Source organism: Chitinophaga rhizosphaerae, assembly GCF_003958645.1.
Taxonomy (GTDB): domain Bacteria; phylum Bacteroidota; class Bacteroidia; order Chitinophagales; family Chitinophagaceae; genus Chitinophaga; species Chitinophaga rhizosphaerae.
Genome location: NZ_RXLO01000001.1, coordinates 418,881 through 435,753, shown reverse-complemented (window position 1 = coordinate 435,753; position 16,873 = coordinate 418,881). Strand labels below are relative to the sequence as shown.

The following is a 16,873-nucleotide window of genomic DNA, read 5'->3' as shown; positions in this document are numbered from 1 at the left end:
TAATCTAGGAAAAAAGTGGGAATGACTAATGTTTCCGGTTGGGCAGTACGTTGGCGCGGTTCCATTCGATGCGGCCTTCCGAAGGGTGTTTCCGGACCGGGCAATCGTCTATCCCGCAGTGGCGGCAGCTTTCGGGGACGCAGGGGTCTGCATGGATGAAGAATTCCACTTCGTGCGCGCCCATTTCGCGCTTCACGCAATCTTCCATGCGTTTCAGCTCCTCATGCGCCTGGCTAAGCTCCAGGTACCAGGGCAGGGTTACGTGGCAGTCGATATGATAGTTGTTCCCGTATTGCTGTACCCGCATGTTATGAACGTCGATCCAGGCAGGACGGCGGTTCCGGTTCAGGATCCCCGCCACATGGTCTACCACTTTCATATCCGTTTCGTCCATCAGCCCGCTGATAGACTGCCGCATGAGCTGAACCCCTTTCCGCAGGATCAATCCCGCTACAATTACCGACACGAGCGGGTCTATCCACATTTGTCCCGTAAACTTCAATACCAGCAAGGCTGCGATGAGCGCCAGGGAGCTGTACGCGTCTGTCAGCAAATGTTGCCCGTTGCCCGAAAGCGTGATGGAACCGAGTTTTCTGCCCGACCGGATGAGGTAAAGCCCCAAAGTCAGGTTCGCCGCGGCGGTGCCGCCGATCATCCACAAACCGTTGTCGATATGCTCGAGCTGCGGCGGTGAAATGAAGTACTGTACAGCCTTGTAGAGGATGAGTACGCCGGCGATGAATATCATGGCGCCTTCGAAGCCGATGGAGAAGAATTCTACTTTACCATGGCCGTACGGATGGTTCTCGTCTTTGGGTTTGCCCGCCAGGTATATGCTGTAGCACGCGAAAGCGCCAGCCACCACGTTGATGATGGATTCCAGCGCATCGGAAAGTATGGCGACGGAGTGCGTGTGGAAATACGCCGCAAACTTGGCGATGGTCAGCGCCCCGCTCACGCCCAGCGAAAGCAGAATGATCCGTAGTTCCTTCCTGATCAATTGGGTCAGATTTGTTGTTGGTAGAACAAAGAAAACGAAAATGTGTTAGATGCGAGGTAATTACCTTTGTAAATATGACTATCAGATCGATGCTGCTGGACGCGCATTCCCGGGTCCAGGCCGAAGCCATTGCCGCATATATCGGCAGAAGCGAAGAAAGGATGGGTGAATTGATCGAGCTGTTCCTGCACGACGAGTACCGTGTGGTGCAGCGTGCCGCGTGGCCGTTGAGCCTGGTGGCGGAGCAGCACCCGGAACTGGTGGCGCCGCACCTGGAGGCGATGGTGCTCCGGATGGACGATGCCGGCATACCGGTATCGGTTAAACGGAACGTGGTGCGCGTGCTGCAATTCCTCGACATACCCGAACGGCTGCACGGCCGGGTGATGGATGTTTGTTTCCGGATGTTGGAAGACCCGGAGGAAACCATTGCCGTCCGTGCATTTTCGATGACGGTGCTGGCGAACCTGGCGAAAACTTATCCTGAAATAAAGAATGAGATCGTATTGCTGATCGAGGATCAGTTGCGTGAGGGGGCAACGCCGGGATTCAGGAGCCGTGCGAAGAAGACTTTGCAGGAGCTGTCGAAGCCCGGGAAAAAAGAAAGCTGACCGGAATGCGGGGTGCGCTCCGGTCAGCTGTTATGTACGGGGTAATGATTAGTTACCGCTGTTGTTGTTATCTACGTTGGGCTTGGGGGGCGGGGTAGCGTACTTGATCTCGATGGGCCGGCGTACGGGAGGTTGCTGCGGTTGCTGCTGGGCCTGGTCGCGCTCCGGACGCTCGGGGCGTTCCGGACGTTCCGGGCGCTCGCCGCCTTCTTTCGGCTCTTTGGGCGGTTTGGCGGCCTTCTTGCTGGATTTGGGAGCAAAGATGGCGATCATGCGCTTGCCTTCCATGAGCGGCATGCCTTCGAGGGCACCCACTTCGGCGAGGCGTTCGGCGAACTTCAGCAGGATCAGTTCTCCGCGCTCCTTGAACATGATGGCGCGGCCTTTGAACTGCACATAAGTTTTAACCTTGTTGCCTTCCTTGAGGAATTTTTCGGCGTGTTTGGCCTTGAAGTCGAAGTCGTGATCGTCGGTATTGGGCGTGAAGCGGATTTCCTTAACCTCGCTCTTGTGAGCGTTGGCCTTCATTTCCTTTTCCTTCTTCTTTTTCTCGTAGAGGAATTTATTATAATCGATGATCCGGCAAACAGGGGGCGCGGCGTTGGGGGAAATCTCCACCAGGTCGAGCTGCTGGTCCTGCGCCATGCGAAGCGCCTCTTCCGTGCTGTAAACACCCGGCTCAACATTGTCGCCTACCAGCCTTACTTCCGGAACGCGGATCATCCTGTTGGTACGGTGTTCCTGTTGTTGTTCTCTTCTGAAGTTGGGGTTTCTGCCCCTGAAATTTGGTCTTGGTCCTTGTTGCATTAAAATGTTTGTTGTTAAAAGAGAATGGTGCTGACGGTGGACTGTTTAAGACCGGCATACCACACATTGGTTAAAATTGTTTTATTAAGAACAAAAGGATTATTCAAATGGTTTACGATTAATCACTTCATCCTGTACCAGGCTGATGAATCCGTCTACATCCAGGGCGCCGAGGTCTCCTTTCGACTGGCGGCGTACGGCCACTTTGCCTTCGGTTTCCTCTTTTTCGCCGATCACCAGCATGTAGGGGATTTTCGCCAGTTCCGCCTCGCGGATCTTTTTCCCAATCTTTTCGTTCCTGTCGTCAATTTCAGCGCGAATTTCGGCTTTTTTGAGCAATTCGGCGACTTTTTCTGCATAAGGCAGGAACTTGTCGCTGATCGGCAGGATTTTGGCCTGCGTCGGCGTGAGCCAAAGCGGGAATTTACCGGCGCAGTGCTCGATCAGCACCGCGATGAAGCGTTCCAGCGAGCCGAAGGGCGCGCGGTGGATCATCACCGGGCGGTGCGGCTTGTTGTCTGGTCCGATATATTCCAGCTCGAAACGCTCGGGCAGGTTATAATCTACCTGGATGGTGCCCAGCTGCCATTTCCGGCCGAGGGCGTCCTTTACCATGAAATCAAGTTTCGGGCCATAGAATGCGGCTTCGCCATATTCTACCACCGTGCGCAGCTCTTTTTCGGCCGCCGCCTCGATGATGGCCTGTTCCGCCCGTTCCCAGTTCTCGTCTGAACCGATGTATTTGCTGCGGTCTGCCTGGTCGCGCAGGGAGATCTGGGCCGTATAATCGGTAAAGTTGAGGCTTTTGAACACATACAGCACGAGGTCGATCACCTTGATGAACTCGTCTTTCACCTGGTCTGGCCGGCAGAAAAGGTGCGCATCGTCCTGGGTAAAGCCCCGCACGCGGGTAAGGCCGTGCAGTTCGCCATGTTGTTCGTACCGGTAAACGGTGCCGAATTCCGCCAGGCGTACCGGGAGGTCTTTATATGACTTCGGAGAAGCTTTATAGATCTCGCAGTGGTGCGGGCAGTTCATGGGTTTGAGCAGGAACTCCTCGCCTTCTTCAGGCGTATGGATGGGCTGGAAGCTGTCTTTACCGTATTTCTCGTAGTGGCCGGAGGTCACGTAGAGTTGTTTGCTGCCGATGTGGGGCGTTACCACGGGCAGGTACCCGCTTTCCACCTGGGCGCGCTGCAGGAAAGACTGCAGGCGCTCCCGGAGCATGGCGCCCTTGGGCAGCCACAGGGGCAGGCCCAGGCCTACGCGCTCGGAGAACGCAAAGAGCTCGAGCTCCTTGCCCAGTTTGCGGTGGTCGCGTTTTTTGGCTTCCTCGATGAGGGCCAGGTATTCGTCGAGCTCCTTTTGGTTAGGGAACGTGATGCCATAGATGCGGGTGAGCATCTTGTTCTTTTCGTTACCCTGCCAGTAGGCGCCGGCAATGTTCGTCAGTTTCACGGCTTTGATGAAGCCGGTATTGGGGATGTGGGGCCCGCGGCAGAGGTCGGTGAACGCGCCCTGGGTGTAAAAGGTGATGGAACCGTCTTCGAGTTTCTCGAGGAGGTCCAGTTTGTAGGGATCGCCCTTTTCCTTGAAATAGGCGATGGCGTCCGCTTTAGCCACGTCTTTGCGGACATAGGCGTTGTTCTGTTTGGCCAGTTCGTTCATTTTGGCTTCCAGCTGGCGGAGCTCCTCGTCGGAAATCTGCCGGCCGTCCAGGTCCACATCATAAAAGAAGCCGCCGTTTTCCAGCGGGGGGCCGTATCCGAACTTCACTCCCGGGTACATGCTCTCCAGCGCTTCCGCCATGAGGTGGGCAGAGGAATGCCACATGGTAGCCTTGCCGTCCGCATCCGTCCAGGTCAGCAACTGCAGGGTGCCGTCCTTCGAAATGGGGCGGGTGGCGTCTACCACCTGACCGTTAACCTTCGCCGCCAGCACCTTTCGGGCCAGCCCTTCGCTGATGGATTTTGCGATGTCCAGTGCAGTTACGCCTTGCTCATACTGTCTTACAGCGCCATCCGGGAATGTAATGTTGATCATAAATCCTTTTCTCAAATAAAATGCATGCGAAATTACAAAATCCGCAACGAATTTGAAAATCCGCATGAGTTGATTTAAATCAGCGGGATATGAATGCATGCGAATTACGATAATCGGGCTGAAATAACCCTGCAGGCGCCCCGTTTCCGGGCGTTTTCGCCATCGGCCGGCCAACAATTCCCGTTTCCCTATTTTTGCGGCATGAAAACGATGGCCGACAAGATCATTCACTTCAACACGCATCTCTCCTTCACCGGCAAGTTGCCGCCTGGCATCCGGATCATGAACCCTTTCGCCGAAAATCCCTCCGTCGTCCCCGTAATGGAAGCGTTCTACCGCAAGTTTTACGGGGAAACCCACCAGCGGCGGATGATCATCGGCATCAACCCCGGCCGCTTCGGCGCCGCGCTTTCCGGCGTTCCGTTTACGGACTCCGCGCGCCTGGCAGACCCCTGCGGCATATCGTACCCCGGCTTTAAATCCTATGAAGTTTCTTCCGTATTCGTGTACGACGTGATCGCCGCGTATGGCGGGCCGGAGGCCTTTTACCGGGATTTTTACATCGGCTCGATGTGCCCGCTGGGCTTTACCATCCGGCAACCGGGCGGAAAGGAAGTGAATTACAATTATTACGACAGCAAAGCCCTCACCGCAGCGGTGTACGGGTTTATGGTGGAAAGCCTCCGCAAGCAGGTGGCCTTCGGCCTTAACCGGGATGTGGCCTACGTGCTGGGAACGGGGAAAAATGCCGCTTTCGTGCAGCAGGTAAATGCGGCGGAAGGGTTCTTCAAAAAGCTAATCCCGCTGGAACATCCGCGGTTCGTTATGCAATACAAGTTGAAAAGCAAGCAGAAATATATAGACAAATATCTTATGGCGTTTGAAGGCTGATGGTCAGTTTGCTGGTTTCGTAAATCCTTTCATCCTTACTGCCACTGCGATTTTTTAATGAATGGTATCCCGCGGCTCCGCGCAATCCGCCTTCCCGCCGTAGGGATTGGCCAGGGCTGTGGAATCCCCCAGCCAGAAAGCCCCCTTTCCACCAAAAGCTTCCCCGCACCAGTAATGAAATTTCACGCCGTTGACCGAACCCGTTTGCTGCAACAGGTCGTACAGCAGCTCGGAGGCCATCCAGAACGACTGCCGCCGGCCTTCCAGTCCGCCGCCTTCCAGCGCCATGGCCGCCAGTTCTGCCGAAATGCTGCCTGCATTCAGTTCCAGGGCGCCTGCGTGCGCGGAATCCAGGCCAGAACTGTATAGCGGGAGGCTGTCGAGCCGCTGGCGCATGAGCCTTGCCGCCGCATCGGCCAGCAGCGTGTCTTCTTTGGCCAGCGCGCCCGTCAGCACGGTATATCCGTCCATCACCCCGCGCAGCGAGTCTTTCAGCACCGCAGGGATCGCAATCCCGGTAAATTCCACGACCGGGTTCTCCCCTTCGCCGGCTGGCGCTTTCACGGGTTGCGTGCAGGCTGCGGCGGCCAGCAGCACCATCCATCCCCCCGACCATAAATTTCTGCCCATGCGTTCCATGTTTTCAACAAATATAGATGGAATAATTTGACTATCTTTGCGGGTTTAATATCGATTTCAACATGCTCATCGCACTGCAGGACATTACTTTCGAATTCGGCGCAAGGACCATCGTAGAAGACAGCACCTGGCACATCGTACCCGGAGACCGGGTCGGCCTCATTGGCCTCAACGGTACCGGCAAATCCACGCTGCTGCGCATTATCAACGGAGAATACACCATTTCAAAAGGCAGTCTCAATAAAGGAAAAGACACGACCATCGGGTTCTTCAACCAGGACCTGCTCAGCTTCGAATCTGACGAATCCATCCTTAATGTGGGCATGACCGCCTTCGAAAAAGCGGTGAAAGTCGAAAAGGAACTGGAGGAAATGACCCGGCAGCTGGAAAATTCCGAAGACGAAGCCCTGCTGATGGCCTACAGCGAAAAACTGCATGAATTCGATATCCTCGACGGCTACAACATCCGTCACAAAACCGCTACCGTGCTGGAAGGCCTCGGCTTTTCCACCGCCGACCTGGAGCGGCCCTACAGCGAGTTTTCCGGCGGATGGCGCATGCGCGTGCTGCTGGCCAAACTCATCCTGCAGCAGCCCGACGTGCTGATGCTCGACGAACCTACGAACCACCTCGACCTTCCCTCCATCGAATGGCTGGAAAGATATCTCAGCAATTACGACGGGGCCGTGATCATCGTATCGCACGACCGTTTCTTCCTCGACCGCATGGTGAATAAGATCGTGGAACTGTACCAGCAGGAACTGCACCACTACGCCGGCAACTACGAGGATTATGAAGTGGAGAAGGCGCTCCGCCGCGAGCTGCAACAGCGCGCATTCGAGAACCAGCAGGATTATATCCGCCAGCAGGAACGCTTCATCGAACGGTTTAAAGCCAAAGCCTCCAAGGCCGCACAGGCACAGTCGATCATGAAACGGCTCGACAAACTGGAGCGCGTGGAGCAGGTAGATAACGGTCCGTCGAAAATCCGGATGAACTTCAGCGTAGACAAAATCCCCGGCAAAATACTCTGCACGCTCAACGGCGTTTCTAAAGCATACGGCCAGTTACGCATCCTCCAGAACGCCCGCGCCGAAATCAACCGCGGCGACAAGATCGCGCTGATCGGGGCGAACGGTAAAGGGAAATCGACCCTCCTGCGCGTGATTGCCGGAACGGACAGTTTTGAAGGCGAACGCATTCCCGGGCACAACGTGGTGCCGAGCTTTTACGCACAGCATCAGCTGGAATCCCTGCATCTGGACAACGAGATCCTGGAAGAGCTGAAAAGCTGCGCCAGCGGCAATACTGAAATGGAACTCCGCGGCCTCCTGGGGGCGTTCCTGTTCCAGGGCGACGATGTTTTCAAAAAGATCCGCATCCTTTCCGGTGGAGAGAAAGCGCGCGTGGCGCTGGCCAAGGTGATCATCAGCAAGGCGAACTTCCTGCTGCTCGATGAACCGACGAACCACCTGGACATGAACTCGGTAGACATGCTGATCGATGCCTTGGGCAAATATGAAGGCAGCCTCGTACTGGTGAGCCACGACCGTTATTTCGTGAGCAAAACGGCGAATAAAATCTGGGAGATCGTAGACGGCGAGATCAAGGAATTCGACGGCACGTACGGCGAATGGGAAGAATGGAAAAAGCGTATGGCGGCGAACGCACAGCCCGCGAAGGCTGAAAAGGAAAAGAAAGCCGCTCCCGCTCCCGCCCCCGTTCAGCCCAAAGCGCCGGTCGATAATAACCTGAAGAAAGAGCTCCAGAAACAACAGCGCCAGGTGCAGAACCTGGAAAAGCAGCTGAGCGACCTGAAATCGAAAGTGGAGCAGCTGGAAGCGGACATGGCCAACCCGGAGATTTACGCCGATAAAGTGAAGTTCAAATCCGCCGAAACCAGCTATAAATCGGCTTCAGCCGAGCTGGCGAAAGCAACGGGCGAATATGAGGCGGCCTTCGAAAAGGCGATGGAACTGGAAGATAAAATACAGGGATAAACCCAGGCTTTTACAATATGGCGATCCTCCCCGGCGTGGCTGGGGAGGATTTTTTTTGCAAGATATTGGCTATCAGCAAGCAGGATTTCACTTCGGCAGCCTTAATTAAAACTTAACCTCCTAAAATTGGCATTGCTGCGGGAGTTCTTAATTTTTGGAGAAACGAACCCGCAAATTGAAACCGCCCCTTCCCATCCGTTGCCTCGTTATCCTGGTCTTGCTCTGGACCGGCTGCGGGCGCAAAGGCGATCTGCCTGCGCCGGCGGAACGGGATTCCCTGCACCGTTACAACCAATGGATACTGGACAGTATGCGCCGGTTTTATTTATGGTCGGATCAATTGCCGGCCCATCCGGATATGCAGTTGGCGCCAACTGAATTTTTCCATGCATTGCGAAATGCGTCCGATCCCTTCTCGTGGATCGTGCGGCAGCCGGGCCTTCCCGTTCCCGGGGGCACGTTTTACCATTATGGTTTTCATTTCGCGTTGGTGCAGCATCCTGGCTGGACGAAAGGGTTGACGGGCGTAATGTTGTACGTCAGCAGCGGCAGCGCGGCGGAACGGGCTGGATTCAGCCGCGGCGATTATTTCGTGGCGGTCAACGGTGCGCCCATCCGCAGCCGCGAGGTGGCTTTATTACAGGGGCCCGCCGGCATCGTGGCGGTCACCCCGGCGAAAGCGGAAGGCGGTGTGCTGACAGAAATGGCGCCCCGGCAACTGGCGCCCTTGCCCGGCGGCAGTGCGCTGTTATCTTCGCCGGTAACTTTTCTGCATGATGGGGTGCGGACAATCTATCTTGCATACCGTTCCTTCCAGGAATACGGCGACCCATCGCTCCTGGAAACCTTCCGGAAAATAAGGAACGCCGGCGCACAGGAGCTCATCCTCGACCTGCGGTACAACGACGGCGGCTCGGTGGCCACCTGCGCCAAGCTTTCCGCACTGCTGGCCCCCGCGCTCCGGGGCAGCGATACTTATATAAAATTTGAAGGGAACCGGCTGACCGGGCGTTTTGCGCGCAGTCTGGCGGAGATACTGCGCACTTCCGGCCAGATGGCCGGTGGTACGATGGAATCGCTGGAAGCTGGAAGGCTCCCGCTCAGGAGGGTTTTCATCCTCACCACACGCGCCACCGTTTCTTCCGCCGAACTGCTTATCAATAACCTCAAACCCTGGACGGAAGTAATACAAATCGGCGACACCACTTTCGGGAAAGACCTGGCAGGGTTTATTATTTCAGATGGCGAGGTACCCTGGAAAATCCAGCTCATCGCTTACCGGTTGTTCAATGCGCGTGGAGAAGGCGCCTACCATGCCGGGATTTTACCCACATATACGGTGAACGAATTGCAACGCCTGCCGCTGGCGCCTATGTCTGCCGCGGAAGACGCACTGACCGGGAAGGCGCTTTCACTCATCTATCCGGGCCGGTACCGAAGTCCGCCCGATGCGCGGAACGCTTCCATGAAAGCTGTTTACAGCAGTCCACATATCCACGCCGCCGGCGCATCCTTCCCCATCATCCACCAAGATTGAAACGCATGCCTGCAGAGAAAAACATCATTTTCCGCCAATACTTCCAGCGAACCTACCCGCGCGTAAAAGCCTACCTGGCCACCGTGATCGGGGCGAATATGCATGCCGACGACATCGCGCAGGAAGTGTATATCAAACTATGGAAGCACTGGGACCGACTCACGACGTCCGAACCGCCGGATGCACTGCTGTTCACCGTTGTCAGGAATACGATGATCTCCCATTTCCGGGCGCGCCGCCTGCCCGTGCAGGAGCTCGGCGAAAGGCAGGAGGAAACTTCCGCCGCCGACAGTACCACTTCATCCCTGCTGGAAAAAGATTATCTCGCCATTTACGAACGCACCCTGCGCACCTTCCATGCCGCCAAACAACGGTGCTTCCGCATGCATTGGGACGATGGCCTCACCTACCGCCAGATCGCCGAGATGGAAGGCATTTCCGCCAAAACGGTAGAGCGCCATGTCAACGAAATCCGGAAGCTGCTGCGCACCCGGCTGGATGTGCAGGTATTGTATGTATTGGTGTTGCTGCGGTCTGCCGGCGACTTAACGTTATGGTAACACGGAAAATGTCTGTCACCCTTCCCCATTAGCGTATTACTGTCATGAACGCACAACAGATCCGCATATATCTCCGCTCGCTGTCCGGCGGAACGCTCGGCGAAGCCGCGAGAAAGGCTTTGCTGGAGCGGCTGGAGGAGCTGGAAGACGATGAGCTGGACCGCATTTTCCCGGAAAGGGAATGGACGGAAACCGTGCCTGCCTTCGTTCCGGAAAGCGAGCAGATTGAAGTGTACAGCAGCATTATGGCACAGGTAAGGCCCAGGGCCAGGGTCCGTCGCATGACCTGGTTACGGGCCGCCTGCGCGCTGCTGTTCGTTGTGGCGGGCACTTTGGCCACCCTGACCTGGTGGAGTAGTTTGGAAGCGAGCCAACAAACCATGGCCGCCAAAACGCACTGGATGCAGTTCAGCACCGGAGCGGGAGAACACCGGCTCGTAACCCTGTCTGACCAGACGCGGATCTGGATGAACGGCGCCACCACGCTGGAAGTTCCCGAAACCTTCTACGGCCGTTTACGCACTGTTCGTTTGCTGGAAGGCGAGATTTTCGTGGAAGCAGGCATCGATCCTTCCCGCCCATTCCGCGCGGAAATGGACAGTGTGAAAGTAGATGTGCTCGGAACTTCCTTCAACATGCGCAATTACCGCAAGGATCCGGGTGCCAGCGTATCTGTTGCCACGGGGAAAGTGGCCATGCGGCATAACAGCACTTCCCTCATCCTGACGCCCGGAAAAACGGGGATATGGTCGAAGCACGACGGGAAACTCGTGCCGGGAAAGCCCTCCGGCAAACCCGGCAGCTGGAAACAACGGGAGTTCCATTTCGACGGGGAAACGCTCGGCGAAGCCCTCGACGCACTGGAACACGCCTTCGGATACCGGTATTACACGAAAGACAAACGGCTGCTCATGCGCCCCGTCAAAGCCTCGTTCCGCGACCAGCGGCATGGCGACATCCTGCGGGTATTGGGCAGCATGGGGCGCTTCCGGTACCGGCAGCAGGACAGTCTCATTATCATCACCGCCATTTCTCACCTGCCATAATTTAAAAAAACAGAATTTACGCATGAATGCACTTTTACCATTCTTCCTCCGCGCGGGGAACAGGGCTTGCCTTGCCCTTCTCCTGTCGCTGCTGCCGGCTTTCGCATTCGCCTGGCAGTCGGAGCAGAAAATCGATGTGAAGCTGGAAAAATCCAACCTGAAGGATTTGTTCAATTACCTGGAAAGCAAGACGGGATTCACGTTTAATTACTTTCAGGATGAAGTGGACCTCCGCGCCCCCGTGTCCGTCAACCTCCGGCAGGCCACCTTGCAGCAAACGCTCCGCGAAGCCCTGGCGCCCACGATCTACGGGTTCAAGATCGACGGGCGGTCGGTGATCATCGCCAGAAGGGCCGCGCCCGCAAAACAAGCCAACGGCAGGCTGGCGGGTGTGCTGGTAGACGCCGGATCCGGCGATCCGCTGGCGGGAGCCACCATCATGGCAGGCAGCGCAGGACAGGTCACCGACATCGCCGGGAAGTTCCTGTTCGATCTGCCGGAAGGGACTTATGCTTTGCAGGTCCGCTACATCGGCTATCAACCCAAGAAAATCAATGACGTAACCGTGGCCGCCGGCCAGACGCGCACCCTCAACCTGACGCTGCAGCCCGCCAAAGGCACATTGCGGGGCGTGGAAGTGGTTTCGTCCGCCAATAAGGAATCCATTTCATCCTTATATGCCCGGCAGAAAAATAACGCCGCCGTCAGCGACGGGATCAGCGCCGAGCAAATCCGCCGCACGCCCGACAACAATGTGGGCCAGGTGCTCAAACGCATCAGCGGGCTCACGGTGCAGGATAACAAATTCGTGATCGTCCGCGGGATGAGCGAAAGGTATAATAACATGTTGCTGAACGGGTCTTCCCTCCCTAGTACGGAGCCCAACCGCCGCAATTTCTCCTTCGATATCATTCCCAGCAACCTGATCGACAACGTGGTGGTCAACAAAACCGCGACGCCCGATTTGCCCGGCGAGTTCACCGGCGGCCTCGTGCAGGTCAATACGCTCGACATTCCGGCCTCGCCCTTTTTGCAGGTGCTGGCCGGTACGGGATTCAATTCCCAAAGCACAGGGAAGGAATTTCTCAGCACGCGCCGCCTCCAAAGCGATTATTGGGGCGCGCCGGGAAAGGAGCGCCTTTGGTTCGACCGGCAATGGAGCAGCACGGAATTCGCGAAGCTTTCCGAAAAGGGAAACCAGGCCGGACTGAACGCCATGAACGGAAAAATCCCCAACTTCTACGGCCTTCGCCGTTTCACCGCGAAGCCCCTGCAACAGTACCAGTTGTCGATGGGCGGCAGCAAACGTTTTTCGGGGAACCGGACGTTGGGGCTTGTGCTGGCCGGCACTTACCGGCATGAAGAAAACATCGAGTCCTTCGATGCCTGGTTCCGGCAGAGTCCCACCATTGTCGACAATGGCCGACAGTTCAATTTCATTTCCGCCGTGGGCGCCCTGGGTAACCTGGCGTTTCAGACGCCGAAGCACAAACTGGTATGGCGGAACGTTTTCAATAACCGGTTTACGCATGAGAACATCGTGCAGGTGGCGGAAGATAAAAGCCGCGCCGGGCGCTCGCATGAATACATCTCCATCGTGGAGGTGGGGCGCCTTTTCCAGACGCGCCTGGAAGGCGAACACAAACTGGGGCAACACCTCAAACTGAACTGGTTCGCAGACCACGCTACCGTGAACAAGGAACAGCCGGACACGCGGTATTCCGTGGGCGACAGCCTGGGCGTTGACCCGAAAACGGGCCTCCCCCTGCTGATGTACCAATATTCCCGCCTGCAAACATCCACCATCAAGGAAGGCGGCCTTTATGCCAACAGGCTGCAGGAAAAGAAAAGGAATGTCGGCGGTGATCTCACATTTCCCTTCCAGTTTGCCGGCCGGGCGCAGAAGATCAAAACCGGGTATTGGGGCACTTTCCGGAAAGCGGAATATGCACAGGTGATGCTGGCGCCGACTTCCGTTGGCATGAACAACCCCGACCGGATCCGGATCGCCGATTCGCTGGGGTATGGAAAGCCGGACTATGAAGTTTTCAAACCGGAAAACTTCCGCGCGGGATACTTCACCTACTTCCCCACTACCACTTCCGGCCTCGATGCGGCAGACCATTACGACGGCAAGCAGGCGCTGCATGCCGGGTACCTCATGGCAGACGTAACGCCGATGCCGAAACTGCGCGTCATTGCCGGTGTAAGGCTGGAAAGCAGCAAGATGGACGTTCATACCTACACGCGCATCGTTCAGGGCAGCACGGTCAGGGCCAAAGACACCACCATCAGCTACCGCGAAACCGACTGGCTGCCTTCCGTCAATGTCGTATACCAGCTAACGCCACAAATCAATATCCGCGGCGCTTACAGCAAAACGCTCGCCCGCCCCGACTTCCGGGAACGCGCATCGTTCATGTACTACGACCTTAAACTGCGGCAAGACGTGAAAGGCATCCAGGGATTGGAATACAGTCGCGCGCACAACGCCGACCTAAGGTTGGAATGGTACCCCAGTCCGGTGGAAGTGCTGGCATTCACGGTGTTCTACAAGAAGTATGATAAACCGGTGGAAACCGTCAGCTACGTATCTGCAGACAACCGGTACGGCGTATTCTACTTCAACCTGGAAAGTGCGGTCAACAAAGGGCTGGAACTGGATTACCGGCATTCCTTCTCCTTTATCAGCAAAACTTCCGGTTTCTGGAAAAACCTGTTCCTCACCGCCAATCTCACGGTGATGGACAGTAAGGTGACTTACGACAACGAGAACATCCAGCTGGTGGCGGCCGGTCATCCGCCGAAACCTTCGACAGACTCCACGAAGAACGAGCGGAAGCGCCCGCTGCAGGGGCTTTCTCCCTACATCATCAACACCGGCCTTTCCTGGCAGGGCACGTATTTCGGGGCAAACGTCACTTTCAACCGGTTCGGCAGAAGAGTGATTTTCGCGGGGCTGGACGATTATGACGACACCTATGAAAATCCCCGCAACCAGCTCGATCTGCAACTGAACGCCCGCCTGTTGAAGCAGCGGATGGAAATCAGGCTGAACGTGGCCGATGTCCTCAATCAATATTATATCGATTATTTCAATAAATATCCGGACGCCCGTCCACCGCAAAGCCCGCCGAACATCGAGTACAGCAATTCCGCGGACCCGAAAGGAATGGGATACAATCCCGATTCCGACTGGAAGCTGAAGCGGACGCGGAAAGGGACGAACTGGTCGATGACGGTCAGTTACCGGTTATGATTTCGCAGTTATTCATCATGATAAACCCGACAAGTTAACGACAACAAAATTGCACCATGAAAAAGCACTATTTATTGATGGCCCTGGCAGCTACTGCGTTTGCTGCATGTAAAAAAGACGGTCAAAAGCCGCAGGACGACCGTTCCCTGCTCGCCGGAACCGCCGCTGCCGTTTGCGAACCCTGTCAAACCGCTCCCAAAGACCTCCCCGATGTTATCAGCGGCAACCGTACCCTGTACGCCGATACCTGCTACATCCTGGACGGCAAAACCTGGGTGAAGAATGGTACCCTCACCATTCAGCCCGGCACTGTCATTAAAGGCGTGAAGAAATCGACCGCCAGCGACGCTTCCGCGCTCATCGTTACCCGTGGTGCTACGATCAACGCCGCCGGTACGGCAGATTGCCCCATCGTGTTCACTTCCAACGAAACCACCAAAGCGCCCGGCGACTGGGGTGGTGTAGTGGTATTGGGCGACGCGCTGGTGTGCACTACCACCGGAACTGCCCAGATCGAAGGGATCAATCCCGTGATCGTTCCCGCCGGTATCGATTATACCTATGGCGGTAACATCGCCAGCGACAACTCCGGCACCCTGTCTTACATCCGCATCGAATATGCCGGCGCCGTTATCCAGGAAGGTAACGAGCTGAACGGCCTTACTTTGGGCGGCGTAGGTTGCGGCACAACTCTCGATCACGTAGAAGTGATGTATGGCGCCGACGACGGATTCGAGATCTTCGGTGGCAACGTGAACGGCAAATACCTGCTGTCTCTGGCCAACAACGACGATCAGTTCGATTTCGATTTCGGTTACAAAGGCAATCTCCAGTTTATCGTTTCCGTGATCAAGCCTTCCGTAGAGTATGCCGCCAACAACTCCAACGGTATCGAATCAGACGGCGGCCAGGTTTCCAGCTGCTACAGCCGTCCGGTTATCAGCAACATGACCATCGTAGGCGCGCCGAACTGCACCGTTACCAGCGCCAACCAGCTGCTGAACGGCGCACGTTTCCGCAACAACTCGCTGTTTGCGATGCGCAACTCCATCATTTACGGTTACCCCACCGCTGTTCGCCTGGAATCTACCCCGACGATCAACTCTTACAACAACAGCGTGCTGTGCGGCACCCGTACCGATTCCAGCTACTTCTTCAACAACGCCGTACAGGCCTGCGTAACAGCGTTCGCTACTTTCACGCCGCATGCTTCCACTACGAGCAATACCGTAGCCGGCCTGAACCTGACAGACGCGTTCCCGGCCATTTTCGCCGAGTACTTCGATGCCCTGACGGCTTCGCTGGCGCCTGCTGGTGCACCCACGAGCAACGGTACGAACTTCTGTGGCCTGTCGCCCCTGAACTGCGGCTTCGCGTACAATTCCACCACGTATAAAGGCGGCGCCCTGGATGCTTCCGGTAATTACTGGCTGGGAGATTCCTGGATCCGTTTCTAAAAAATCATCCGCATGATGAATAACCGGAAAGGGCGGATGCACGTCCGCCCTTTCTTTTCCATTCCGACAATACGACACATGAAAAAATACATCCTTTTCCTGCTGCTGCCTTTCCTGTGCCTGGCCGCTTGTCAAAAAGACGGCGAGACGGTGCCGCAGCCCGAGTTCTACCAGCTGACGCTGTCCTGGTTCTTTACCCCGCACGCCGAAACCGCTTTCCAGGTGATCGTGGATGGAACGGTGGTTACCGACAGCCTGCTGTTCAACCAGGGACAGAATTTCGCCAGCAAGCTCATCCCGGGCCCCAGCCAGGGCCTGAAGCGCCTGGTGCTGAAAGTGACCGGTACAGACAGTACGGTGCTCGACACTTCTGTGATGGTAAACGGAAAAACGAGCTACCAGTTGCTGGCGATCGGCCCGGAAGACAAACCCCGTATTTACCAGGGCGCCAGCTCCGGAACGGAGGCCGACCCTTCCCTGCCTTCCGACGGAAAGATCCGGTATTACTATTACGATACCCAATTACCTGATGAACTGAAGATGGTCTTTTACCGCGTGAACCTGGGCGTGCGCCCCTTCGCGACGGAAGAGACGCCGTTCGGCGAACTGCGCCTGAAGCGTGGAGAATTCTCCGCTTACCTGGAGCTGCCCATGACCGTGTATGGCCGGAACACCACTTACCTGTTTAAACTGATCGATCCGTCTAACGACGCCGTTATACAGGATATCGTCATCTTCCCCTCCCCGTTTACGCGGACGAAGGGCTACAGCGAATCCATCTATGCCAACCGGCCTCCGACGGCCGACGGGCTGCCGGTATACAAATTCATTACATCCATTCTGAAGATGGGCGGACCGGAAGATCCTGTTCCCAGAAGGGATAAGTACCACGACCAGCCTTTGTTCCAGACTACCTGGTAAAACCCTGCCCCTGGATGACCAATTCCAGACATGGCGGCCCTTGACAGGGGGCCGCCTTTTCCATTGGGAATGATGCAATTCGTCCGGCTTGTTGCGCATTTC

13 protein-coding genes are annotated in these 16,873 nt (G+C 56.2%); 9 read left to right on the top strand and 4 right to left on the bottom strand.

What is annotated here, in order from left to right; all coding sequences use genetic code 11:
• Nucleotides 1-25 precede the first annotated feature (25 nt).
• Nucleotides 26-1,000 carry a cation diffusion facilitator family transporter gene (locus EJ361_RS01665; protein WP_126243607.1) on the bottom strand — a complete coding sequence of 325 codons (975 nt, stop codon included), beginning with the start codon at nt 998-1,000 and terminating at the stop codon, nt 26-28.
• A 74-nt stretch (nt 1,001-1,074) separates the two neighbouring features.
• Between EJ361_RS01665 and EJ361_RS01660 the strand changes: the two genes are divergently transcribed.
• Nucleotides 1,075-1,611: a hypothetical protein gene (locus EJ361_RS01660; protein ID WP_126243606.1), complete on the top strand. Its 537-nt coding sequence runs from the start codon at nt 1,075-1,077 to the stop codon at nt 1,609-1,611.
• A 48-nt stretch (nt 1,612-1,659) separates the two neighbouring features.
• On the opposite strand, the gene infC is transcribed toward EJ361_RS01660, so the two are convergent.
• Nucleotides 1,660-2,418: a translation initiation factor IF-3 gene (gene infC / locus EJ361_RS01655; protein ID WP_240646517.1), complete on the bottom strand. Its 759-nt coding sequence runs from the start codon at nt 2,416-2,418 to the stop codon at nt 1,660-1,662.
• Between the two features lie 99 nt (nt 2,419-2,517).
• A complete protein-coding gene (gene thrS / locus EJ361_RS01650) occupies nt 2,518-4,461 on the bottom strand; it encodes a threonine--tRNA ligase (protein WP_126243605.1) in 1,944 nt (647 codons plus the stop codon).
• Nucleotides 4,462-4,662: 201 nt separating this feature from the next.
• Between thrS and EJ361_RS01645 the strand changes: the two genes are divergently transcribed.
• Nucleotides 4,663-5,352 (top strand): SMUG2 DNA glycosylase family protein, encoded by a 690-nt coding sequence (locus tag EJ361_RS01645; protein ID WP_126243604.1) that lies wholly within the window; start codon nt 4,663-4,665, stop codon nt 5,350-5,352.
• A gap of 54 nt (nt 5,353-5,406) precedes the next feature.
• On the opposite strand, the gene EJ361_RS01640 is transcribed toward EJ361_RS01645, so the two are convergent.
• Nucleotides 5,407-5,982, bottom strand: a complete 576-nt coding sequence (locus tag EJ361_RS01640; protein ID WP_164714033.1) for a DUF3347 domain-containing protein — start codon at nt 5,980-5,982, stop codon at nt 5,407-5,409.
• 71 nt (nt 5,983-6,053) lie between these two features.
• Between EJ361_RS01640 and EJ361_RS01635 the strand changes: the two genes are divergently transcribed.
• The 7 genes from EJ361_RS01635 (at nt 6,054) to EJ361_RS01605 (ending at nt 16,771) form a co-directional block, all read left to right on the top strand.
• Nucleotides 6,054-7,991: an ABC-F family ATP-binding cassette domain-containing protein gene (locus EJ361_RS01635; protein ID WP_126243602.1), complete on the top strand. Its 1,938-nt coding sequence runs from the start codon at nt 6,054-6,056 to the stop codon at nt 7,989-7,991.
• 154 nt (nt 7,992-8,145) lie between these two features.
• Complete coding sequence (locus tag EJ361_RS01630; protein WP_126243601.1) at nt 8,146-9,528, top strand: S41 family peptidase; 1,383 nt, start codon at nt 8,146-8,148, stop codon at nt 9,526-9,528.
• Between the two features lie 5 nt (nt 9,529-9,533).
• A complete protein-coding gene (locus EJ361_RS01625; protein WP_126243600.1) occupies nt 9,534-10,088 on the top strand; it encodes an RNA polymerase sigma factor in 555 nt (184 codons plus the stop codon).
• 44 nt (nt 10,089-10,132) lie between these two features.
• A complete protein-coding gene (locus EJ361_RS01620; RefSeq protein ID WP_126243599.1) occupies nt 10,133-11,134 on the top strand; it encodes a FecR family protein in 1,002 nt (333 codons plus the stop codon).
• 22 nt (nt 11,135-11,156) lie between these two features.
• A complete protein-coding gene (locus EJ361_RS01615) occupies nt 11,157-14,393 on the top strand; it encodes a TonB-dependent receptor (protein ID WP_164714032.1) in 3,237 nt (1,078 codons plus the stop codon).
• A 56-nt stretch (nt 14,394-14,449) separates the two neighbouring features.
• Entirely contained in the window at nt 14,450-15,850 is a 1,401-nt protein-coding gene (locus EJ361_RS01610) for a hypothetical protein (protein ID WP_126243597.1), read from the top strand.
• A gap of 78 nt (nt 15,851-15,928) precedes the next feature.
• Nucleotides 15,929-16,771: a hypothetical protein gene (locus EJ361_RS01605; protein ID WP_126243596.1), complete on the top strand. Its 843-nt coding sequence runs from the start codon at nt 15,929-15,931 to the stop codon at nt 16,769-16,771.
• The last annotated feature ends 102 nt before the right edge of the window (nt 16,772-16,873 follow it).